Origin of the sequence: Streptomyces sp. bgisy159 (genome assembly GCF_965341775.1) — a bacterium.
GTDB lineage: Bacteria > Actinomycetota > Actinomycetes > Streptomycetales > Streptomycetaceae > Streptomyces.
Genome location: NZ_CBDQZH010000040.1, coordinates 1 through 22914 on the forward strand (window position 1 = coordinate 1; position 22914 = coordinate 22914).

Here is a 22914-nt window from a genome sequence, read left to right on the forward strand (position 1 = left end):
AACCCTGGGCCGTCTCTGGGCCGTGCGAGGGTGCCCGAGGCCGACCGATGGCGACCGACAGTGACAGGCGAGTCGTGACCGGCAGTGGCGAAAGCCCAGGTCAGGGGGGCAGGCCCATACGGGTTTCCCCCCAGGGGTGGCGATCCGGCAAGATGGGGTGTATCTGCCCACTGCCTGATTTCAAGCTGCCGGACGGTTTCTCTTGGCTGAGTTCATTTACACCATGCGCAAGGCGCGCAAGGCGCACGGCGACAAGGTGATCCTCGATGACGTCACCCTGAACTTCCTCCCCGGGGCGAAGATCGGCGTCGTCGGGCCGAACGGTGCCGGTAAGTCGACCGTTCTGAAGATCATGGCGGGGCTGGAGCAGCCCTCCAACGGCGACGCGTTCCTGTCGCCCGGCTACAGCGTCGGCATCCTGCTGCAGGAGCCGCCGCTCAACGAGGAGAAGACGGTCCTGGAGAACGTCCAGGAGGGCGTCGCCGAGGTCAAGGGCAAGCTCGACCGGTTCAACGAGATCGCCGAGCTGATGGCCACCGACTACTCCGACGCGCTGCTCGACGAGATGGGCAAGCTGCAGGAGGAGCTGGACCACGCCAATGCCTGGGACCTCGACGCCCAGCTGGAGCAGGCCATGGACGCCCTGGGCTGCCCGCCCGGCGACTGGCCCGTCACCAACCTCTCCGGTGGTGAGAAGCGCCGCGTCGCACTGTGCAAGCTGCTGCTGGAGCAGCCCGACCTGCTGCTGCTCGACGAGCCCACCAACCACCTCGACGCCGAGTCGGTGAACTGGCTGGAGCAGCACCTCGCCAAGTACGAGGGCACCGTCGTGGCCATCACCCACGATCGGTACTTCCTCGACAACGTGGCCGAGTGGATCCTCGAACTCGACCGCGGCCGCGCCTACCCGTACCAGGGCAACTACTCCACGTACCTGGAGACCAAGCAGACCCGTCTCAAGGTCGAGGGCCAGAAGGACGCCAAGCGGCAGAAGCGGCTCAAGGAAGAGCTGGAGTGGGTCCGCTCCAACGCCAAGGGACGGCAGGCCAAGTCCAAGGCCCGCCTCGCGCGGTACGAGGAGATGGCCGCCGAGGCCGAGAAGATGCGGAAGCTGGACTTCGAGGAGATCCAGATCCCGCCGGGCCCCCGCCTGGGCAACGTGGTCGTCGAGGTCGAGAAGCTCAACAAGGCCTTCGGCGAGAAGGTCCTCGTCGACGGCCTCAGCTTCACCCTCCCGCGCAACGGCATCGTGGGCGTCATCGGCCCCAACGGCGCCGGCAAGACCACCCTGTTCAAGATGATCCAGGGTCTGGAGACCCCGGACTCCGGCGACATCAAGGTCGGCGAGACCGTCAAGATCTCCTACGTCGACCAGAGCCGCGAGAACATCGACCCGAAGAAGACGCTCTGGGAGGTCGTGTCCGACGGGCTCGACTACATCAACGTCGGCCAGGTCGAGATGCCGTCCCGGGCGTACGTGTCCGCGTTCGGCTTCAAGGGTCCCGACCAGCAGAAGCCGGCCGGTGTGCTGTCCGGCGGTGAGCGCAACCGCCTCAACCTGGCGCTCACCCTCAAGCAGGGCGGCAACCTGCTGCTCCTCGACGAGCCGACCAACGACCTGGACGTCGAGACCCTGTCCAGCCTGGAGAACGCGCTGCTGGAGTTCCCCGGCTGCGCCGTGGTCGTCTCCCACGACCGCTGGTTCCTCGACCGCGTCGCCACCCACATCCTCGCCTACGAGGGTGATTCCAGGTGGTTCTGGTTCGAGGGCAACTTCGAGTCGTACGAGAAGAACAAGATCGAGCGGCTCGGCCCGGACGCGGCCCGTCCGCACCGTGCGACGTACAAGAAGCTGACCCGGGGCTGATCGATCTTGCGGCACCTCTACCGCTGCCCGCTGCGCTGGGCGGACATGGACGCGTACGGCCATGTCAACAACGTGGTCTTCCTCCGCTACCTGGAGGAAGCCCGTATCGACTTCCTGTTCCGCCCGGACAAGGACTTCCAGCAGGGGTCGGTGGTGGCCCGCCACGAGATCGACTACAAGCGGCAGCTCGTCCACCGGCACACCCCGGTCGACATCGAGCTGTGGGTCACCGAGATACGGGCCGCGTCGTTCACCCTCACCTATGAGGTGAAGGACGGCGAGGTCGTCTACGTGCGGGCCTCCACGGTCATCGTGCCCTTCGACTTCGAGGCACAGCGGCCCCGCCGGATCACCGAGGAGGAACGCGAGTTCCTCCGGGAGTACACGGACGATGTCGGCGACGAGGAGGCCGTCGCCGCATGACCGTGCTCCACCTGGCCGACGAGGGGGAGGCGGCGGATCTCGCCGCCTTCCTCTCCCGGCTGCTCCACTACGACCGGGGCGCCGCGGTCCGCCTTCAGGCGGTCGGCACCGCGCTGGCCGTCTTCGGGCGGCCCCCCTCCTTCGAGGTGCTGGCGGTACGCGCGGTACGGCTGGCCAAGCCCTACGAGCACGGGCTGGACGACACCCTCGACGTGACCGTCTCCGCCGGTGAGCTGCTGGAGTCCGTCGACGAGGCGGGTGCCACGGCCGCGGTGCCGGCGGCGGTCACCGGCCCGCCCTGGGCGGGTGTGCTGCCGCCGCGCGGCGGCTGGCAGCCGGTCGCCGGGCTGCCGGGCGCGGAGGAGCTGCGCCGGCTCGTCTCGACGGCCGTCGCGGAGTTCCGCGGCCGTACGGAGGAACTGGCGCCCGAGGAGCGCACCCGCTCCCGACTCGACCTGATCGGGCGGGAGATATGGTCCCGGACGATCGCCGACACCGGGCTGCCGGTGCGCGCCGTGCACGCGGCCCAGTCGCTCGGCTTCCTGCGCGCGGGCGCCGCGGCACCGGCGCGGCTGGTCGCCTCCGGCGCGTGGCTGCGGCTGCGCACGCCCTACGGCTCCGTCGCCGTACGGCGGTCGGGGCTGGGGACGTTCGGCCTCAGCGTCCGCTGACGAACCGCGGGACGAGCGCCTGCTGGAGGAGCCCACCGGACGGGCGCCTGCCGGAGGAGCCCCACCGAACGAGCGCCTGCCGGACGGGCGGCTGCTGGAGGAGCCCCACCGGAGGAGCCCCCACCTGACGAGCGCCCACCTGACGAGCGCCCGCCGGACGAGCGACCCGCCCCCGCCGCTCAGCCCGCGCTGTCATCCGGCCACACCGTGATGTGGTCCTCCTCCAGATCGAGCGCCACCCGGTCCCGCATATCCAGCGTCCGGGTGTACTCGGCGGGCAGTTGGAGCCGGCCGGCCCGGTCGAGCATGGCGTACTCACGGGCGACGACCGTCTCGTGGCCGGTGCTCGCGTCGACCTCGCTGCGGCGCAGCACCTCGGTGGAGGTGCGGCCGTCGCGGATGGCGACCGTGCGGCGGACCTCGGTCGCGACGGCCCTGTCGTGGGTGACGATGACGATGGTCGTGCCGAGTTCCTCGTTGGCCGTGCGGAACGCGGCGAAGATCTGTTCCGCCGTGTGTGAGTCGAGTTCGCCGGTGGGTTCGTCGGCGAGCAGCACGGACGGGTCGTTGGCGAGGGCCACGGCGATGGCCACGCGCTGCTGCTGCCCGCCGGACATCTGGTGAGGGTGGCGATCCCGGCAGTCGGCGACCTGCAGCAACTCCAGCAGGGCGAGCGCGCGTTCGTCCCGGGCTCGGGCGCGGTGGCCGGTCAGCTGCAGTGGCAGGGCCACGTTCTGGGCGGCGGTGAGATAGGGCAGGAGGTTGCGGGAGGTCTGCTGCCAGATGAAGCCGACCACCTTGCGGCGGTAGCGGAGGCGGTCCTTCGCGGTCATGGCCAGCAGGTCGTGGCCGGCGACCCGGGCCGCACCGGCGGTGGGGGTGTCGAGACCGGCCAGGATGTTCATCAGCGTGGACTTGCCGCTTCCGGAGGCGCCGACCAGCGCCATCAGCTCGCCCTCGCGGACCAGCAGGTCCAGGCCCTGCAACGCCTGCACCTCCACGCCGTCCGTGGAGAAGACCCGGACCAGCCGGTCGCAGGTGATCAGCGCGTCGTGTCCGTAGCCGGGCTGTTCGCGGGCGCTGGTGACCCGGTCGGTGAGCTCGGCCAGAGTGGGGTCGGTCGTCGTCATGGCACTCCTTCGCGGCCGGCTCATTCCGGTTCCACCACGGTCGTCTCGGGCTTCACGGTCGTCTCGGTCTCCACGGCGGTCTCGGTCTCCACGGCGGTCTCGGTGCCCCCGAGGGTCCCGGTCCCCCCGAGAGGCCACCTCGTCCCGCCCGTTCACCTGCCGTCCCCCACCCTCAGTTCCCGTACCGTCCCCCGCCGCCCCGACCACCATGCCTGGACGGCCGCCACGCCCACCGTCACCGCGATCACGGCCAGGGCCGGGACGGTCAGGGACAACGGGTCGGTGTGGAGTTCCGCGCGGCTCGGCGTCGAGGACGACGCCGGCAGGGCGATCACGGTGAGGTCCAGGCCGGGGGAGAGCAGCCGGATCGCGGCCCACCCGGTGAGCACGCCGCCCAGCGCGGCCAGCGCGGCCTGCGGCAGCGACTCCAGGACGAGCAGGCGGCGGCCCTGCGCCCGGGTCAGGCCCATGGTGCGCAGCCGGGCCAGAAGCGCCCCGCGTTCGGGGGCGGTGCGCAGCAGGGCCAGCATCAGGGCGAGCACGGCGTAGCCCGCGCCCGCCGCGACGGCCGCCGCGTACAGGCGTTCCGTGCCGGACTGCAGGGGCGAGTCGGCGTAGCGGGCCCGTTCCGCGGCGCGGACCCGGACGAACACGGCGCTCCCGGCCGCCCGGCGCAGCGCGTCGCCGTCCGCGTGCTCCCCGCTGACCAGCAGCGCGGTCGGCCGGGCGGCCTCGGTGGCGAGCCCGGCGCGGTCCACGACCAGGAAGTTCTCGCTGGGCACGGCGGGGGTGACGGCCCGTACCAGGGTGATGCGGACGGTGACGGTGCTGCCGTCCGCCAGAGCGACCTCGAAGGGCGCCCTGCCGTAGCGTTCGGCCACCGCCTGCGAGGCCAGCGCGGGCAGCGCCTCGCCCCGGCCGCCCCCGGCCAGCTCACCGGCGGGGAAGGCACCGAGCTTGGTTTCCCGCGCGAGGTCCGCGTAGCGGGCCGGGTCGACGCCCACCACGGGTACGGAGTGCCGTCCGTTGCCGGGCCTGCCCTGGTAGTCGACGCTCACCGCGGTCACGTTCCGCACCCCGGAGACGTTCCCGACCCGGTCGGCCAGCCCGGTCGCGAGCGGATACGTGATCGACTCGATCCGGGCGTCCGCGCCGACCTCCAGCAGCGCCGCCCGGTCCCGCGCCTGGTCCACGCCCGCCAGCACCGAACCGCCGAACGCGGCGGTCGTGAGCGCGGTGAGCAGGGCGAGCAGCGGCAGCACCGCCGAGGCGGAGGTGCGGCCGGCGCGGGCCAGCGACAGATGGGCGACGAAGCCGCGCAGCCGGCCGGCCGGGCGGGCCAGGCCGCGCAGCGGCAGCGGGTAGAGACGCACCAGCACGAGCGCGGCGATCACGCCGACGAGGACCGGCGCGGCGGACACCAGTTGGTCACCGGACGTGCCCTGCCGGCGCAGCGCCTCCACCGCGCCGGCCGCGATCACCACCAGGGTCAGCTCCGCGACGGTGCGGCGCCGCGACGGCCGTACGGACGTCACGTCCTGACGGGCCGCGTGCAGGCGGACCACGCGGTGCGCGGCGGCCGCGCGCAGCGGGAGCGCGACGCAGGCCAGGACGGTCACGGCGAGAGCGGCCAGGGCGGCGGGCAGGGCGCGCGCGTCCGGCAGGACCAGCAGCGCCGCCGCCAGGCCCAGGGCGCCGGCCGGCACGGCGACCACCGCGGTCTCGGCCAGCAGCCGGACGGTGAGGCCGCTCAGTGAGGCGCCGCGCGCCCGCAGCAGGGCCAGCTCGGTGCGGCGGCGGTCGGCGGCGAGACCGCCCGCCATCATCAGCACCACCACGACCACCGTGCCGGTGCCGAACACGGCGACCGCGATCAGCGGTGAGATCGCGGACTGCAGGCGGTCGTACGAGCCGAGGACCCGGTCGAGCTTGGTGTTCGCGTCGGTGTACGGGCTGGTGAAGCCGCGGATCGTGCGCAGATCGGGTCCGGACACCAGGGACCCGACGGCGGACCGCAGCCGGTCCAGGTCCTGGTGGTGCAGCGCGTCCTGCCGGGGCGTCAGCCGCCAGAACGGGTACGGGTTCCCGGTCGTGCCGAGGAGCGCGGGCCCGGCCTCGGGCGGCAGCAGCAGCGCGCCGAGCCAGTAGCTGGGGGAGTCGGGGCCGCCCGGCGGCAGCTTCACCAGAAGGGGCTCGTGGAGCAGCGGGTCGTACGACCAGTAGGCGTCGTCCCGGTCCAGCGGTTCGACGATGCCGGTGATCCGGACGGCGAACCAGCCCCGGTCCAGCGCCGGCACATGGATGACCGAACCCACCTCGATGTGCAGGGTCCGGGCGGTCGCGGCGGTGACCGCGCCCTCGACCTCGGCCGTCCGGGCGGTGACCGGGCCGGACAGGTGCGGCAGCCGGCCCCCGCGCAGCCGGGCGTGCTCGGCCAGCCCCGCCTGGGCCACCAGCGACATCCGGGCGGGCAGTTCGCTCGGCCGGGGCAGCCAGGGATCGGCGGTCTCCAGGTCGACCTTGGTCCGCACCCCGTACGTCGACTGCCCGGGGTCGGTGGTGAGCGGCGCGCGCGGAAGGGCGCGGACCCTGGCGTACTGCTGGGCCAGGACCTCCGCGTTCAGCAGCCTCTCCCGCTCGGCCTGGGGGAGTGTCGCGTACGGTTCGGGCGCGGACAGCTGGACGGAGCTCCAGTTGCGCGGCGCCTTGTCCACGGTGTGCCGGAGCGCGGCGTCCTCGTACCGGCCGAGGGCGCGCGGGAACGCGGCGGCGAGGCAGGCGGTCACCGCGACGAGGACGGCGAGGGCGAGGGCGGCGCCGGGGGCCGCGCGCAGCCGGGTGCGCAGCCACGGGGCGGCGACCCGCGGGGGGCGCCTGATCGGGTTCGGCATGTCAGTCGGCCTCCCTCAGCACCTGCACCGGATCCGCCCGCCGTACCGACAGCACCGCCGTGACCAGGACGGGCACGACGGCCACCGCGGCCAGCAGCGCGGCCACCCGCGTCGGCGGCAGCTCCACCAGCAGATCCGGCACCGGGCGGGTGGCCTGGCCGGTCAGGACGATCAGCGGCAGCACGGACCGGGTCAGCACGGTGCCCAGGGCGGTGCCCACGGCCAGTGCCAGCGCCACCAGCACGCCGTGTTCGGCGGCGACCGTGCGGGCCAGCCGCCGGCGGGGCGCGCCCAGCGCCCGCAACACCGCGAACTCGGCGTCCCGCTCGCGCAGCGATCCGGCGGCGCTCACCGCGAAGCCCAGCGCGGCCAGCACCGCCGCCGCGCCCGCCGCCGCCGTGAACGCGGCCTCCGGGCCGGCCCCGAACGGGTCGTCGCGCAGCTCGGCGGCGATCTCGTCGCGCACCACCACCTGGGCCGGGTCCATGTCCGGGCGGGCCCGCAGCGCGGCCGCGACCTGGGCGGTCGCACCGGGTGAGCCGGGGCGCAGCCACCACTCGGTGGGCGCGGCCAAGACGCCGTAGCACTGTTGCAGGACCCGGTTCACGGCGCGCAGGTCCAGGAGCAGGGCGCCGCCGTCGCCGCTCGCCTCCTCGGCGGGCCCGGCCGTCGGCAGTTCGCGTACCGCGTGCCCGATCCGTACGGGAACGGTCTGGCCCTCGAAGGTGATGTCGAGGCTCTGGCCGGGACGGGCGCCGGTGGCGGTCAGGAAGCGGTCGGTGGCCAGGGCGGTCACGGCGCCGGCGGGCGGCTGGGGAACGTGCAGCCGGACGGTGAGGCCGGGGGTGAGCCAGGGTTCCTCGGCGGGCACGTACCCGGTGCCGTACTCGAGGGTGAGCGGCGGGCCCGTGGTGACGCGCGGTTCGGCGGGCCGGGTGGGGGCGTCGGGGGAGGGCCGCGAGGAGACCTGGCCGTCGGTGGCGGAACTCGCCGTCCACGAGGTGGGCAGGGGCACCGGGTGTGCCGTGCCGTCGGTCCCGGCCGCGCTCAGGGCGTCCAGGGTGAGGGTGTGGTGCTCGGCGCGGCCGGACGGCACGAGCAGCACCAGTTCCGCCCCGGTGAGGGTCAGCTCGCCCTGTCCGCCGCCCAGTTCCAGGGTCAGCCGGTGCGGGCGGCCGTCGGCGGGGAGCCGGCCGACGGGCAGCCGGTAGGGGGTGCCGTGGTCGTCCTGCACGGTCAGCGCGACGGTGGGCGCGGACTCCGACCCGGCGACCGAGCTGCGCAGCGTCGCCGTCAGCACCAGCCGGGTGCTGTCGGCCGGTACGGCGGCACCCACCGCCGTACCCTTCGGCGCCAGCCCGGCCACCAGCTCCCGCGCCGGGGCGGGCGCCAGGTCGGGGCGCATGAGCACGGTGTCCGCCGCGCGCTCGGTGTCCAGGGCCAGCACGGTCGCCGTGCGGTCGCCGGCCACCGGAAGGGTGCTGCGCACGGCCGGCGCGACGGCGGCGACGTGCGGCACGGCACCGTACTCCTGGGTGCGGCCCAGCTCGCCGTCGCCCGCGCCGAGGACGCGCAGCGGGGCGCCCGCCGCGAAGTCGGCCTGGTCCTCCTGCGAGCGGCCCCAGGAGGACACCTGGCCGATCGCCAGCATGCCGAGCGCGACGGCGAGGACCAGCAGCAGGACCGGGCCCGCGCCCCGCATCGGGCGACGGCTGACCTGCCAGCCCGCCAGCGCCGACGTCAGGCCGCGCCCGCTGGTCGCCCGGCGTTCGGCGAGCCTGGCCACCGGCGGCAGCAGCCGCAGCGTCAGCACGGTTCCGGCGAGCAGCAGCAGCGCGGGCGCCGCCACCAGCAGCGGGTCGATGCCCAGGGCGCCGCCGCGGTCCGGGGCCACCGCGCCGGAGGTACGCCGGTCCAGCTGCCAGTAGGAGACGCCCGCCACGGCGACCAGCCCCAGGTCGGCGCCGGCCCGCAGCGGCATGGGCAGGGCGCGGGCCCGCCGTTCGCGCAGGCCGGAGCCGGTCAGGGCCGGCACGCTCACCGCGAGGGCGCACGTGAGGGCGACACCGGCGGTCACCAGCCACACCCCGGTGCGCCCGCCGACGGGTACGTCCAGGTGCAGTCCGATCCGGGCGGGTGCGCCCCAGGCGGACAGCAGCCGGGTCGCCGGTGCCGCCAGCAGCGGGGCGAGGACCAGCGCCGGGACCGCCAGCAGCACTGCCTCCAGGGCGGCCAGGGCGGCGAGCTGTCCTCCGGAGGCGCCCCGGGAGCGCAGCAGCCGGGTCTCGCCGAGGCGTTCGGTACTCAGCAGCCGGGCCACCAGCAGCAGCGCGCACACGGCGAGCAGCGCGAGCTGCAGGGCGACGACCAGCAGGGTGGAGCGGGAGACCAGCAGGGAGCGCTGGACGCGGTCGACGACATCGGGCAGGGCGGTGGTGGCGGTGCCGCCGTTCAGCGCGGGGTCCGCGCGCAGGGCCGCGCGGGCGGAGCGCGCCGAGTCGCCGAGGGCGTCGAGACGGCCGGTGGTCAGCGAGGCGAAGTCGGCGGAGGCGAGCCACCCGGAGGGACCGGCGCTCACCCGGCCGCCGGTCACGACGGACGGGTCGGCCAGCAGTGGGCCGTAGGTGGTGAAGCTGGACTTCTTCACCCCGCGGCCGTCCAGCGCGTCCAGCCGCCAGTACGGGGCGGCCGGGTCGAGCGGGCGGTACAGCCCGGTGACGACGACGTCGACCGGGGGGCCGCCCAGCCGGTCGGCCAGGTGGATCCGGGTGCCCGGCTCCACCCCGAGGACGCGGGCGGCGGGCTGCGGCAGGGCGGCCTCGATCGCGCCGGTGTCGTCGGCGGCCCTCGGCCAGTGGCCCGAGGCGAGCCGCAGCTGGCTCCGGTCGAGCGCCGCGAAGTGGGTCAGATCCGGGTCGCCGGACCGTTTCTCCGGCGGCTGCAGGGAGCGCGGCAGCCCGTACGGGCCGGACCGCACCAGGGTGCGCACCGTCACCGACAGCCCGTCGAACGCCTTGCGCGCCCCCTCGCGGACCGCGGTGTCGGCCGCCGCGCGCCGGTCGGCGGGCACCTCGGCGGTGACGACCAGCGCGGTGTCGGCGGCGTTGCGCGGCCGGGCCAGGGAGTGGCGCAGCGCGGCGTCGCCGATCGCGCCCGAGTAGGCGGTGAGCGCGGCCAGCACGGCCGTCGTCAGCAGGACGGTGAGCAGCGCGGCGGCCAGCAGCGGCCGGTGCGGCCGCATCCGCCGTACGACCAGTCGAGCGAAACCCGCGTACGACGCCACCCGGCTTCCCCCAAGCCTTCGCTGACCAGATCTTCGGTGATGCTGTCAGACCGGTCGCGTCCGCGGTAAGCGATTGTGGATCAGCCTTGACCGGATTGTGACCGGAAATCGGCGTGCGGTGACCGGAATTCGGGATTCTGGACGGCGGGAAGGGTCCGTGGCGCGCCACCAGACGCTGCCGTGGGACGGGACGGTGCCGTGGGACGAGACCGTGCCGCGGGAGGGGTCAGTCGGGGGCGTTCACCATCGACGCGGCCGCGTACGTCAGGTAGTTCCACAGCGTCGTCTCGTGCTCCTCGGACAGCCCGAGTTCGTCGACCGCCACCCGCATGTGCCGCAGCCAGGCGTCGTGCGCCGCGCGGTCCACCACGAAGGGTGCGTGCCGCATGCGCAGCCGCGGGTGGCCGCGGTGGTCGCTGTAGGTCGTGGGGCCGCCCCAGTACTGCACGAGGAACAGCGTCAGCCGCTCCTCGGCCGGGCCCAGGTCCTCCTCCGGGTACATCGGCCGCAGAAGGGGGTCCTCGGCCACCCCCTGGTAGAAACGGTGGACCAGCCGGCGGAAGGTCTCCTCCCCGCCGACCTGCTCGTAGAAGGTCTGCTCCTGAAGCGTGCCGCGCCGAATCTCTTTCACGCACCCCATGGTCTCAGACGCGGCGACCGAGGACTCGGGGCGTAGGTCCCCTCCGGTCCGCCCCGCCCCGGCGGGGGTGCTCGCCTCCCGCGCGGTGGGGCCGCACAGTGGAGACATGGGTGCGGACGCACGCGATCAGGACCTGGCGGACCTCGCGGTCTCGGCGCGGGCCGGGCTGGTGCGCGAGATCGAGGCCAGCGGGGCGTTGGCCGCCGATCCGCGCTGGAGGGAGGCGTTCGCGGTGGTGCCGCGCCACCTCTTCGTGCCGTACTACTACGTCGCCACGACCGGCGGGTACGAACGGCGCTGGGGCGAGAGCCCCGACCCGGCGGCCCGCGAACGCTGGCTGCGCGGCGCCTACGCCGACACCCCGCTGGCCACCCGGCTGCGCGACGGCGAACTGGTGTCCTCCAGCAGCCAGCCCTCCCTCATGGCCCTGATGCTCGCCGAGCTGCGCGTCGAGGACGGCGACCGGGTGCTGGAGGTCGGGGCCGGCACCGGCTACAACGCGGCGCTGCTGTCGTACCGCCTCGGCGACGACCGGGTCACCACCGTCGACCTCGACCCGGAGATCACCGAGTCCGCGCGCCGCCATCTGGCCACCGCCGGCCACCACCCCGCCGTGGTCACGGGCGACGGGGCGCGGGGCGTGCCCGAGCGGGCCCCCTACGACCGGATCATCGCGACCTGCGCCCTCGACACCGTGCCGGGCGCCTGGCTCGCCCAGTGCCGGCCGGGTGCGCGGGTGCTGACGCCGCTGGCCACCGGACTGCTCACGCTGACCGTCCGGGACGCGGACCACGCCGAAGGGTCCTTCCTGCGGTCCCCGGCCTACTTCGTACCGCTGCGCGGCCGGCCCGGCCCGGAGCCCGTCGCCCTGGGCGGGGTGCCGCACCGGGCCCGGGAGAACGAACTGTTCCGGTTCCTGGTGGCGCTGACCCGGGGCGTCCTCGCACCCCAGGAGGCGTTCGCGCTGTGGCGGCGCGAGGGGATGCCGGGCCGGGAGCGGTACGGCATCACGGTGGCGGAGGGCCGGGCCTGGGCATGGCTGGACGATCCGGCGGGGCCCTACGCGTGGCCCCTGCCGGACCCTTCCTGACCCTTCCTGACTCTTTCGGTCCTTCCGGCCGTGTGCGCCGCCACGGCCGACGCGGCGCCGCTGCGGCGGCGCAGCTCAGCCGCGGCGGACGGTGATCGTCGTCCAGGCGCCGACGTGCACCCGGTCGCCGTCCTGCAGCGGTACCGGTACGAACGGGCGGATCGGCTCGTCGGAGCCGTTCACCGTCGTACCGTTCGTCGAGTTCTGGTCGACGACCGCCCAGCCGCCGTCGGGCTGCTGGACCAGCACCGCGTGCTGGTGCGAGACACCCGGGTCCTCCGGCGGCACCGACAGGTCGATGTCCGGGGTCTCGCCGGTGGAGTGCCGGCGGCGCCCGATGGTGATCTGGTTGCCGGTGAGGGTGCGCTGCTGCTCGGGCGAGTAGGCGGGCAGGTTCAGGCCCGCTGCCTCGGGGCCGGAGCGCTGCATCATCGCCATGAAGTAGTCGCGGTCCGGGCCGATGGTGGCCGTCCAGGTGGTCGGCTGCTGCGGGAACGCAGGGCCGGGCGGGGGCGGGGCCTGGGTGGCGCCGCCCGGCTGGGGGTAGCCGTAGCCGCCGGACTGCTGACCGCCATGACCGCCGCCGTGACCGCCGTGAGCGCCGGTTGCGCCCGGTCCGCCGGGGGCGGGGCCGGACGGCGGGGAGAGCACCCAGTCGTCCTCACCGCCGCCGAAGGGCGGTCCACCGGGGCCGGCGGGCCGCTGCGGCTGCTGGAACGGCGACGCGCCGGGGCCCCCGGGACCACCGGGATTGCCGGGCTGATGGAACGCCTGGGGGGCGCCGGGACCGTTGGGGCGGCCGGGGCCGCCCGGAGCGCCCTGACCGCCGGGGGTGGGCGGGGCCTGGGTGGCGCCGGGCTGCGGGTAGCCGTAGCCACCGGACTGGGCCTGCGGGCCGCCGGGCTGCGGATAGCCGTAGCCACCGGGCTGGGCTCCACCGGGACCGGCGTGGCCGCCGGAGCCGGAAGTCTCCCGTCCGAACGGCATGCCCGGACCGGGACCGCCGGGCCCGCCCGGACCACCGGAGCCGCCGGGCGCACCGGGACCGCCCTGGCCACCTGGAGCCCCCTGGCCACCTGGAGCGCCTTGACCGCCGAACGGGCCGCCGGGCGCACCCGGACCACCGGAGCCGCCGGGCGCACCCGGGCCGCCCGAAGGGCCGCCGCCGTGACCGCCCGGCCTGCCGGGCTCCCCGCCGAACGGCGGGCCGGTCGGGATGGGCTCGGCCGGCCGGTTCACCTGGGACGGCCGGGAGCCCTGGTAGTCGAAGGCGTCACCGCCGCCGAAGGAGGGCGGCGGGGTGAAGCGCCCGCCGGGACCACCGGGACCGCCGGGACCAGCGGGGCCGCCCGGGCGGCCGGGACCCCCCGAAGGGTCACCGCCGGGGCCGCCCGGCGCGGAGCCCGTGGGCCGCGGCGCGGCCGGCGTGTACGAGGTCGCCGTGTTGGTGAGGAAGTTCCACCGGCACTCCTCGCAGAAGGGCGCACCGCCCTCGCGGGGCGTGCGGCACTGCGGGCAGAGCTCGGGTTCTGGTTCGGGCACCGCGGACAGGTGCGGCGGCCGGCCGCCGGGCTGGGTGCCCTGCGGCGGCGGGAAGCCGTAACCGCCACCGGTCGGGGGCGGCGGGGGCGGGGGCGGGGGCACGGCACCGGCCATGCGGTGACCGCAGACCTCGCACCAGTCGTCGGAACCCGACTGGTGTCCGTTCGGGCAGGTCGGCATGTCGGCGCTTCCCCCTTTCCTCAGGGTCCTGCTAGGGAGTCCTCAACGTCAGCAACGGTCACTTCTTGACGCGAACGGTCTTGGTGGACCGGGTTTCGAGAGTCATCTCGTCCGCCTCCGCGACCTTCGCCTTCAACCGCACAGTACCCGTCGTGACGTCGACGACGTCCACCACCTTCGCAAGCAGTTTCGCAGTATCCGCGTTTCCGCAAGCGCTTGCCAGCTGAACCGCTCGCCCGAGTTTGGCCGTCGCTCCGTCCATATCGCCCGCTTTGCGGAGATCGAGGCCCTGTTGGATGGCTTGCGCCAGTTCCGCCTGCCCGGTGTAGTGCGCGACCTGGGGGTTGATCGACGTCGAGGCGACCATGTCGTCGGTCCACACGGCCCGTACGAGGCCCTGCGCGCCCAAGTTCTGTACGCCCCCGTCGGGTTGCGGAACCACCAGGGAGACCCGTGCGGCCAGCATCTCCTGGCCGATCGCGGCGGCCGGAACCTCCACACACAGGTGGTAGTCGCGGGACTCGTCCCCCCAGGAACCGGTGGGGTAGTCCCCGGCCCGCGGCCCCGCCTCGGCGCGACGGTCGGTCAGCTCCTCGACCGTGGGGGCGACTTGCTTGACGAACCGGATGGTGGTGCCGACCGGCGTCCACAGCCGCAGCGCCACGTCGGCGACCTCCTTGCCCATCGCCGTCTCCATCATCCGCGTGAAGTCGGCGGTCAGACCCGCCGGGTCGGCGACGATGTCGGCGGTGCCGAGCAGGGCGGAGGCGATCCCTGTGACTTCTTTCACTTCCCAGTCGGTGCCCACGCCCCGGGCGTCGCAGGTGAACCGCCCGGCGCAGGCGTCCAGTGCGGCCCGCAGCTCCTGCGGCGACTCGTGCTCGTTGCGGCCGTCGGTGAGCAGGATGCCGTGCCGGATGGAGACGTCGGCCGAGGACAGCAGCCGGTCGGCGAGCCGCAGCCAGGTCCCGATCGCGGTGCCGCCGCCCGCGCTCAGCCGGCGCAGTGCCTGTTTGGCCTGCGCGCGGGTGGTGGGATCGGCGACCGCGAGCCCCCCGCCGCCGGGGTAGACCTCCTTGGCGACGTGGGTACCGGCGATCACCGCGAAGCGCACCCCGTCGCGCAGGGTGTCGACGGCGGCGGCCGTGGCGTCCCGGGCGCCGCGCATCTTGGTCGGCGGATAGTCCATCGACCCCGAGCAGTCCACCATGATCGCCACGGCGGCGTCGGGATCCTGACCGGGTGCGTAGAGGTGCGGGGCGGCGACCGCGCCGCCGGTCGTGCCGCCGCCGGTGGCGGTCACGGTGACGATCGCGTTGACCTCGCGGCCGCCCTCGGGCAGGTACTCGTTCTGGTAGACGTCCACCGAGAACCGCGGCATGTTCGGCTTCGAGAAATTGGCCATGCCAGATCAGCATCCCCCTCGCGGACCCCGCCGGCGGCGGAGTGATGAGTCAGCCCGGACCGGTCCCCTCCGGTCCGGGGAGGTGTCCCCGTGTCTGTCGCCTCAGGCCGATCCTGCCCCCTGGGGCGGCGCCGGGAACGGTACGACGGCCACTGTTACGTTGTCGTGGCCCCCGCCGTCCAGGGCGTGCCCGACCAGTACGCGGGCGGCGTGCAGGGGGCGCACGGCGGCGTCCAGGGGGAGCGCGCCGGCCATCTCCTCGGCGGACTCGGCGTAGTTCCACAGGCCGTCGGTGCAGACCACCACGACACCGGGCCGGTCGGGCTTGAACGAGGCGGTGTGCGGCTCCAGTTCGTAGGCGTCGGCGCCGAGCCAGCCGGTGATCGCGTGGGCGCGCTCGTCGGCGTACGCCTCTGCCTCGTTCATCAGGCCGGCCGCGACCATCTGCGCGGCCCAGGAGTCGTCCTCGGTGAGCCGGGCGGCGGGCGCCGAGCGGTCCGCGGGGACCCAGTAGACGCGGCTGTCACCGACCCAGCCGACCACCAGCAGGCCGGCGGCGACGATGCTGCCGACCAGGGTGCAGGCGGGGGCGTTCTGGTGCGGGGCGTGCTCACGGGCGGTGGCCGGTTCCTCGGCGAGCGCGTTGACCGCCCGGGAGGCGGCGAAGATCGCGTCGTGCATGGCCTGCTGCGGGTGGGTGCCCAGGGGCAGCGCGGCCAGCAGCGACTCGCTCGCGGCGCGCGCGGCGGCCAGCGAGGCGTCGTCGGGGCGGGTCGCGGAGGACACGCCGTCGCAGACGACGGCCACACAGGCGGGCGAGCCGTCGGGCAGCGCGGCGGTGCCCAGGGCGAAGGCGTCCTCGTTGCGGTGGTGGCGCAGACCGCGGTCGCTGACCGCAGCGACCGGGCCCGACTCCTGCTCCACGTGGTCGCGTTCGCGCGGCTGGGCGTGCCCGCAGTTCTCGCAGTAGCCGTCGCCGTCGACCCGGCCCGCGCGGCACGCCACGCACACCTTGGCCGCGTCGGCGGCCACCCGCGGGTCCGGCGCCTGCAACGGGTACTCCTCCGGCTCCGGCGGCCGGTGGAACCGTACGCCCGCCGGAGGAGCGGGGACCGTCACGGAAACGGCGTCGGCGGCCGGCGGCGGCCCGCCCGGCCGCGGACCGGGGTCCGGGTCGTCCGTGCGGAACGGCACCGGGTCCCGCATGGCGAGCGTCGGATGGTCGTCCGGGGGCGGCGGCACGGCGGACAGGTCGTATCCGCACGCGCCGCAGAACCGGTCACCCGATTCGAGCGGCTCCGCGCAGCTCGGACACGTCGACAGGGCGGCCTGCCGGGGCATCTGCGACATCAACTACACCCACGTCCGGGGGCGGTAACGGTTGGCACGTTCCACCAGTTCGATCCTCTCCTCACCGCCGGTCGCCAGCCGGGCGAGCGTGCGGTACGAGCGCTCCAGGCCGAAGCGGAGCCCCCGTTCGTCCAGGTCGCTGCCGAGCAGCGGCTGCCGGCCGGTGCCCTGGCCCCCGGAGAGTATCCAGTCCAGCGCGCTGCCGAGGACTTCGGCGGCCAGCCGCTCGCGCCGGGCCGGGTCGAGGCCGAACGCGTCCAGCGCCTCCACCTGGGCCGCCGCGGCGGTGAGGTCCTCCACAAAGGGTACGTCGCCGGCGGCGGCGGTCCGCTGCCGCAGCCGGGCCCGCACGGCGGCCACCCGGGCGGCCGTGCAGTGGATGGACGACTCCGGTACCGACTCCAGGGTCCGTACGGCGCCTCGCCGGTCCCCGGCGGCGAGTTGGACCCGGGCCAGGCCGAAGGCGGCGCTGACGTAGCTGGGGTCGGTCGACCAGACCAGGCGGTAGTACTCGGCGGCGTTGTCGAGCTGGCCGAGCAGCTCCGCGCACAGCCCGAGGGCCAGCTTGGGAGCCGGTTCGCCGGGGAAGGCGTCGTAGATCGCGTCGAAGGCGAGGGCGGCTCCCTCGTGGTCGGCGGTCACCAGCGCGGCGACGCCCCTATACCACACCACCCGCCAGTCGTCGGGCCGTTCGTCCTCCAGCTCGTCCAGTTCCGTCAGCGCGGCCGGTACGTCACCCTGCTCCAGCCGCGCCCGCACCAGCCGCAGCCGGGTCTCGACGGACGGCGTCGGCGCGGCGGCCAGCGCGGTCACCAGCTCGCCGGGCGCGGAGGCCAGCAGCCCCGCGAGGAAACCGGCGTCGGGGTCCGCCGGGTCGACGTGCGGCACCGGCAGGGCGAGAGCGGCGGCCGGCGCGTCCACCGGCTTGACCAGGCCGGGGCCGACGGCGGCACCACCACCGGGCCGCCCGGCACTCCCGCGCGCCCGGCGGGCACCCAGCCGCGACACGTCGCCGTCCAGCAGCGGCACCAGCTCGGTGTCCGTGACCCGGGTCTCCGGACCGAACAGCGGCGACAGCGCGGGCCGGGCGCGTCCCGTCTGCAGGGACACCACCTCCCGCAGCACCCCCGTCAGCTGCTCGGCCATCTCCTGCGCGGAGGCGAACCGGCGCGCCGGGTCGGGGTCGGTGGCGCGCACCAGCAGCCGGTAGAAGGACTCGTAGGCGCGGAACACCTCGATGGTGTCGGGGTCGGGCAGCGAGTCCGCGTAGGCGGTGGTGTAGCCCTGGAAGTCGAAGGTGAGGACCGCGAGGGTACGGCCGACCGTGTACAGGTCGGAGGCGACCGACGGGCCGACGTCGGCGACTTCGGGGGCCTGGTAGCCCACCGTGCCGTAGATCGCGGACTCGTCGTCGTCCAGCCGCCGCACCGCACCCATGTCGATCAGCTTGAGCTGGTCCTCGGTCTGGATGGCGTTGTCGACCTTGAAGTCGCAGTAGAGGAGGTTGCGGCTGTGCAGGTGCCCCAGGGCCTCCAGCGCCTCGATGCCGTACGCGCACGCCTGCTCCACCGGCAGCGGGTCGCGCCGGCCGTCCGGCGTGCGGCGGGCGTTGGCGATCTCCTTGAGCGACTTGCCGCCGACGTACTCCATGACGATGTACCCGTCCAGCGAGCCGGTGCGCTGGTCGAGGTGCTCGACGAAGTTGTAGATCCGCACGATGTTGGCGTGCTCGATCTCGGCGAGGAAGCGCCGCTCGGATATCGCGGCGGCCATCGCGTCCTGGTCGCCGGTGTCCAGCAGGCCCTTGAGGACGACCCACCGGTCGGACACGGCCCGGTCCACGGCGAGGTAGACCCAGCCCAGGCCGCCGTGCGCCAGGCAGCCCACCACCTCGTACTGGCCGTGCACGATGTCACCGGCCGCGAGCTTGGGCACGAAGGAATAGGGGTGGCCGCACTTGGTGCAGAACCCCTCGGTGCGGCCCGGCCGGTCGCCGCGCGAACGGCCCACCGGCGCACCGCAGTCGGAGCGCGAGCAGAACCGCTTGCGCTCGGGCACCTCCGGGTTCTGCAGCACCATCGCGCGCGGGTCGGGGCGCGGCACCTGCGGCACGGTGACCAGACCGACGCCGAGCCGAGCCCGCCCGGACGACCCGGCGGTGGAGCCGGAGCTGCGCACGGACACCGAGCGGCCCGTGGACCGGCCCGACAGCGACCGCGACAGGCGACCCGACACCGAGCGCCGCGACCGCGAGGACTGCGACGACGTGCGCGAGGAGCGGGCGGACCGCCCGGAGCCCGAACCGCCGCCGCCCGCCGAGTCCTTGCCGCCCGAGGTGATCCCGGTCGGCTTCGATGCGACCATGCCTCCCGCGGCCGCGACGACGGGGGCGAGCCCGCAGGTCCCGCAGTACAGCTCGCCGCCGCCCATGTCCTCGTACGACCCGTCGCAGCCGGGCCGCTGGCACGACTGTCCTGCCTGACTCATGGCCTACCTTCCCCCCGTGCGGTCCTGCTGCCCGCCCTGTTCCGGGACCCGCGGCCCGCCGAGCAGTTCGGCGGCGGCCTGCTGGTAGCGCAGCACGGCCTGTTCGGCCACGCGCAGGTCGCAGGGCGCGCTCCACAGCATCCGGCGGGCCGCGTCGTACCGTTCGACCAGCAGCGCGTCCTCGGCGAGGCCGTGCCGGGCGACCTTCGCCTTGTAGGCGTCGAGCCGGCCGCGCAGCTCCGCGCGGACCGCCAGCGGGGCGGTCACCGCGGTCAACGACTCACGGGCGCGCAGCAGTTCGTCCTCCGCCTTCTCCTCCAGCGACTCCAGCAGCGGTGACAGGCGGTGCCACTGGGCCCGCCGGCGGTACTCGGCGGCCGTCGCCAGCTGCTCCTGCAGCGCGGTCGGCGGGCCGCTGACCACCGGCACCTCCGTCGCGGCGATCTTCGCCAGCACCTCCCCGCGCGCGGTGCGCGCCTCGGCGAGGGTGCGGTCCGCTCGGCTGAGCACGTCCCGCAGCCGCACCAGCCGCTGCTCGGCGTCCTGGCGGACGGTGAGCACGGCGTCGATCTCCCGGCGCACGTCCTCCAGGGCGCGTGCCTCCCGGTCGTACACCGTGGTGTCCGGCCGGCCGCCGCCCGGTGCCGAACTGCCCTGCGTGGGCTGCCAGAACGCCAGCGGGTCGCGGACCACCTGCTCGCGCAGGCCGGTCAGGGTGCGGGTGATGCGCTCCAGGTCGTCGCCGGCCGGGTGCTCGCCGGGCCGCACGCCCACGGAGTGCGCGAGCCGGCGGGTGCGCTGCAGCTCGGCGGCGAGGAGGTCTATCCGCGCGGGCAGCGCCGACCAGACCGCGTCGGCGGCGACGACCATGTCCAGCGACGACGCGTACAGCTCGTTCATCCGGTCGACCAGCGCGGCCAGGGTGAAGCGCCGGCTGAGCAGGCCGGCGCCGTCCGGGACGGAGGTATGGCCGGGGGTGGTCCCGCCCGCCACCGTCACGGCGTCTCCGCGCAGCAGTTCGGTCAGCTCCGCCAGATCCTCACGGCTGGACCAGCGGCGCCGGGAGCGGATGTCCCGGGCGGTGCGCAAGGCGTCCGTGTAGGCGTCGAAGTAGGTCCACAGCAGTGATATCGCCGCCTCCGCGGCCCGCCAGCGCTCCTGGGTGACACCGGTCAGCTCGGCCCCTTCCAGGAGCCTGCGGCCCGCGTGGTCCTGGAGGGCCAGCAGCGAGGTCTCGATGGCCTCGTGCTCCTGGCCGAGCCGCGCCAGCGCACGGTCCACCTCGTCCCGGTCCATCACCGGCCCAGGAGGCCCCGTGACGCTCATCGATCACCTCTCGCTCGCCGTGTGCTGCCGTTCGTCCGCTGCTGCCCCGCCCCGTCGTGCCCGCCCGCCGTGCCGTGTCCGCCGTCAGCTGGTGCGCAGGTACCGGGGGGCCGGCGGTTGCGACCCGCTCGCGTCCTTCCCCAGTGTCGCCGACAACCAGGTGTCGTACGAGGTCTGCCAGCCGTTCGCGCGGTACCGCACGAGGGTCTGGTTGACCCGGCGTACCAGATCGTCGGCGTCCTTCTTCATCGCCACGCCGTAGTACTCGGTCGTGAACGGCGCCCCCTTCAGCTCCACCCTCGGGTCCTGCGCGGCCTGGCTGGCGGCGAGGGCGCCGTCGGTGACCACCGCGTCGGCCTCGCCGAGCTGGAGGCGGACCAGGCAGTCCAACTGGTTGGGCACCGTCAGGGAGATGTCCGTGTCGGACGGCAGCCGCCCCGCCTTCAGATCGCCCTCCAGCTTGGCGTAAGCCGTCGAACCGGCCGCCGTGCAGATCCTCTTGCCGGCCAGCGAGCCGTCGTAGCCGGTGATCGGCGAGGACTTGGCGGCGAGCACTTGCTGCCCCGTCTTGAAGTAGGGCGCGGAGAAGGCGACTTCCTCCAGCCGGCCACACGTGATCGTCATGGTCCGCACCACCATGTCGACCCGACCCTCCTGGATCGCCGGGACCCGCTGGTTGGTCGGTATCGCCTTGAACTGCACCGCGTCCGGGTCGCCGAGGATGTCCTGGGCGATCCGGTGCACCAGGTCGATGTCGAAGCCCTCCAGCCCGGCGTCCGCGTTGTTGGTGTCGCGGTAGCCCCAGCGGTAGCTGTTCTGGTCGACGCCGACGACCAGCTTGCGCCTCTCGCCCGGCCGGCTCTTGATGGCCTCGATGGACGGCCCGTCCACGCCCGACGGGGCGAGGGTCTGCTCCTCGGGGGCCGTGCACGTGGTGTCCTTCGCCGGGGTGCCCGCGGCCAGGCCGGGACCGCCGACGCCGGCCGCTTTGGCCCCGGGTCCGGCCGAGCGCACGGCCGGCAGCAGCACCAGCGCCGCCGCGAGCGCGCACACCGCCGCCATCGCTCCCACTCCGCCCCAGCCCTTGAGGGCCGCCCGCATCCGTCGCGCGCGCTTGGTCACCATGCCCCCTCTCACCGGTACTCCGACAGCCTGCGGCCGATGCCCGACAGGGCGCCCGCCGCGCCCAGGACGGCGAGGACGGCGGCGCCCACCGGCAGCCCGTCGAAGGCGTCCGAGCCGTCGCCGGCCGCCCGCCGGAACTCGTCCTGCTCGTGGTCGAGCGCCTTGGCCAGGTTGGCGTCGACGCTGTCGAAGCACTCGCCGGTGGCGCCCTCGGCGCCGATCACCATCGCCAGCGCCTGCCGGTAGTTGCCGTTGTCGTCCTGCGCGCGGGCGGCGGTGTGCCGCTTCTTCCACTCCGCCATGTTGCCCTCGGCCGAGGCGACCGGTTCCCGGCCCGCGCCGTCGTCGGCGATCCGCGCGGCCCTGGCCAGGTCCCTGCCGAGCAGACCCATCTCCTCGGCGAAGTCGCTGTCGTAGCGGTCGACCGTCTCGCCGCCCCGCTTCACCGTCTCCGCGCCGCGCGCCACCAGCGTCAGGTTCTCGTTGCCGCGCGCCTTCAGGGACGCGATGCGCGCGTCGTGCAGGGCGTTCAGCGATCGCACGCCGTGGTCGTAGGAGTCGTTCAGGCCCGCGCGGGCGAGGGTGTGGCCGACGACCAGCCACAGCAGCACCGCCGTGACCGCCGCCGTCGCGGCCACCAGGCCGTGGTTGAGGACCCGGTTGGTACGGCGGTACGTGCGGTGCTGCGCCCAGGCGAGCGCGGCGAGCGCGAGCGCACCGAGCGCGATCGCCGCCCACGGGTACGGCGTGGCGTCCCCGTAGTCGTCGCGCAGCCGCTGGTTCTCCCGCTTGTACAGGTCCTCGGCCGCCGGGAGCATCTCCTGCTGCATCTTCTGGTTGGCGTAGCGCAGGTACGCGCCGCCGACCGGGAATCCCTGCCGGTTGTAGGTGCGGGCCCGCTCGACCAGGCCCTTGTACTCCGGCAGCAGGGTGTTCAGCTTGGTGACGGCCTCCGTCGAGGCGGAGCCCGGCTCGGCGTTGTTCGCGGCGGTGACGAGCTTGGCGGCGGCCGTGTCGATGTCCCGCTCGTAGCGTTCCCGGGTCGCGGCGGTCTCCTGGCCGCCCGCCAGGAAGCCGCTGGACGCGGCGGTGTTGGCGTCCGCGAGGGAGCGGTAGATGTCGGCGGCGGCGGAGCTCAGCGGCTGGCTGCGGTGCAGTACGGCGTCGGCCGCGGCCGCCCGCTCCGCCGTCTGCCAGGCGGTGACCGCGCCGAACGCGACGACGAGCAGGGCGAGGACCGCGCCGATGGCCCGCAGCCGGCCCGGCTCGGTGGTGGCGGACGCCCGTAGCCGGTCCACACCCTCGGCGAACGCGGTACGGCGGGGCGGGGCGGCCTGCGCGGCCGGTCCCGTCGGACGCGGGGGACGCGGTGCGGCGGGGCGGGGCGGGGGCCCGGGCTGCGGTGGTACCGCCGGCACCGTGGACGCGCCGGAACCCGGTGGCGCCGCGCTGCCGTTCGGCGGGTTCATCACGTACGACCTCCCCCATGGTCATCCCTCGCCGC

Annotated in this window: 16 protein-coding genes; 5 read left to right on the top strand and 11 right to left on the bottom strand. The window is 74.6% G+C overall.

Translation table 11 applies throughout. The features are described 5' to 3' along the window. The first annotated feature begins 202 nt into the window (after nt 1-202). Genes ettA through ACSLTV_RS28535 form a run of 3 tightly spaced genes read left to right on the top strand, consistent with a single transcriptional unit; the run spans nt 203 to nt 2961 of the window. Entirely contained in the window at nt 203-1867 is a 1665-nt protein-coding gene (gene ettA, locus ACSLTV_RS28525) for an energy-dependent translational throttle protein EttA (protein WP_432133072.1), read from the top strand. Nucleotides 1868-1873: 6 nt separating this feature from the next. Next, nucleotides 1874-2290, top strand: a complete 417-nt coding sequence (locus tag ACSLTV_RS28530) for an acyl-CoA thioesterase (protein ID WP_432133071.1) — start codon at nt 1874-1876, stop codon at nt 2288-2290. Further along, entirely contained in the window at nt 2287-2961 is a 675-nt protein-coding gene (locus ACSLTV_RS28535; RefSeq protein ID WP_432133070.1) for a hypothetical protein, read from the top strand. The genes ACSLTV_RS28530 and ACSLTV_RS28535 overlap by 4 nt, the downstream gene beginning before the upstream one ends. Before the next feature lie 179 nt (nt 2962-3140). Here the strand turns inward: ACSLTV_RS28535 and ACSLTV_RS28540 are convergent, their stop codons facing one another. The 4 genes from ACSLTV_RS28540 to ACSLTV_RS28555 form a co-directional block, all read right to left on the bottom strand. Continuing rightward, nucleotides 3141-4091: an ABC transporter ATP-binding protein gene (locus ACSLTV_RS28540; RefSeq protein WP_435613128.1), complete on the bottom strand. Its 951-nt coding sequence runs from the start codon at nt 4089-4091 to the stop codon at nt 3141-3143. A gap of 152 nt (nt 4092-4243) precedes the next feature. Next, the gene (locus tag ACSLTV_RS28545; RefSeq protein ID WP_435613129.1) at nt 4244-6982 is read right to left on the bottom strand and encodes an ABC transporter permease; all 2739 of its coding nucleotides are present in this window, start codon (nt 6980-6982) and stop codon (nt 4244-4246) included. A 1-nt stretch (nt 6983) separates the two neighbouring features. Further along, on the bottom strand, nt 6984-10223 hold the full coding sequence (locus ACSLTV_RS28550) for an FtsX-like permease family protein (RefSeq protein WP_435613146.1): 3240 nt from the start codon (nt 10221-10223) through the stop codon (nt 6984-6986). A 268-nt stretch (nt 10224-10491) separates the two neighbouring features. Beyond that, a complete protein-coding gene (locus tag ACSLTV_RS28555) occupies nt 10492-10905 on the bottom strand; it encodes a globin (RefSeq protein WP_432133362.1) in 414 nt (137 codons plus the stop codon). Nucleotides 10906-11011: 106 nt separating this feature from the next. Between ACSLTV_RS28555 and ACSLTV_RS28560 the strand changes: the two genes are divergently transcribed. Continuing rightward, nucleotides 11012-11995: a methyltransferase domain-containing protein gene (locus ACSLTV_RS28560; RefSeq protein WP_432133067.1), complete on the top strand. Its 984-nt coding sequence runs from the start codon at nt 11012-11014 to the stop codon at nt 11993-11995. Between the two features lie 75 nt (nt 11996-12070). Here ACSLTV_RS28560 and ACSLTV_RS28565 read toward each other — a convergent pair whose 3' ends face one another. The 4 genes from ACSLTV_RS28565 to ACSLTV_RS28580 form a co-directional block, all read right to left on the bottom strand. Further along, nucleotides 12071-13717, bottom strand: a complete 1647-nt coding sequence (locus ACSLTV_RS28565) for an FHA domain-containing protein (protein WP_435613130.1) — start codon at nt 13715-13717, stop codon at nt 12071-12073. Nucleotides 13718-13775: 58 nt separating this feature from the next. Next, complete coding sequence (locus ACSLTV_RS28570; RefSeq protein ID WP_432133065.1) at nt 13776-15122, bottom strand: VWA domain-containing protein; 1347 nt, start codon at nt 15120-15122, stop codon at nt 13776-13778. A gap of 102 nt (nt 15123-15224) precedes the next feature. After that, nucleotides 15225-16472, bottom strand: coding sequence for a PP2C family serine/threonine-protein phosphatase (locus tag ACSLTV_RS28575; protein ID WP_432157891.1), 1248 nt, complete (start codon nt 16470-16472; stop codon nt 15225-15227). Between the two features lie 3 nt (nt 16473-16475). Continuing rightward, the gene (locus tag ACSLTV_RS28580) at nt 16476-18575 is read right to left on the bottom strand and encodes a tetratricopeptide repeat protein (protein WP_435613131.1); all 2100 of its coding nucleotides are present in this window, start codon (nt 18573-18575) and stop codon (nt 16476-16478) included. A gap of 10 nt (nt 18576-18585) precedes the next feature. On the opposite strand from ACSLTV_RS28580, the gene ACSLTV_RS28585 reads away from it, so the two are divergent. Next, nucleotides 18586-18954: a hypothetical protein gene (locus tag ACSLTV_RS28585; RefSeq protein WP_435613132.1), complete on the top strand. Its 369-nt coding sequence runs from the start codon at nt 18586-18588 to the stop codon at nt 18952-18954. Nucleotides 18955-18962: 8 nt separating this feature from the next. On the opposite strand, the gene ACSLTV_RS28590 is transcribed toward ACSLTV_RS28585, so the two are convergent. The 3 genes from ACSLTV_RS28590 to ACSLTV_RS28600 form a co-directional block, all read right to left on the bottom strand. After that, nucleotides 18963-20285: a hypothetical protein gene (locus tag ACSLTV_RS28590; RefSeq protein ID WP_432133062.1), complete on the bottom strand. Its 1323-nt coding sequence runs from the start codon at nt 20283-20285 to the stop codon at nt 18963-18965. A gap of 84 nt (nt 20286-20369) precedes the next feature. Next, nucleotides 20370-21410, bottom strand: coding sequence for a glutamate ABC transporter substrate-binding protein (locus tag ACSLTV_RS28595; RefSeq protein WP_432133061.1), 1041 nt, complete (start codon nt 21408-21410; stop codon nt 20370-20372). Between the two features lie 8 nt (nt 21411-21418). Then, on the bottom strand, nt 21419-22879 hold the full coding sequence (locus ACSLTV_RS28600) for a hypothetical protein (protein ID WP_435613133.1): 1461 nt from the start codon (nt 22877-22879) through the stop codon (nt 21419-21421). Between the last annotated feature and the right edge of the window lie 35 nt (nt 22880-22914).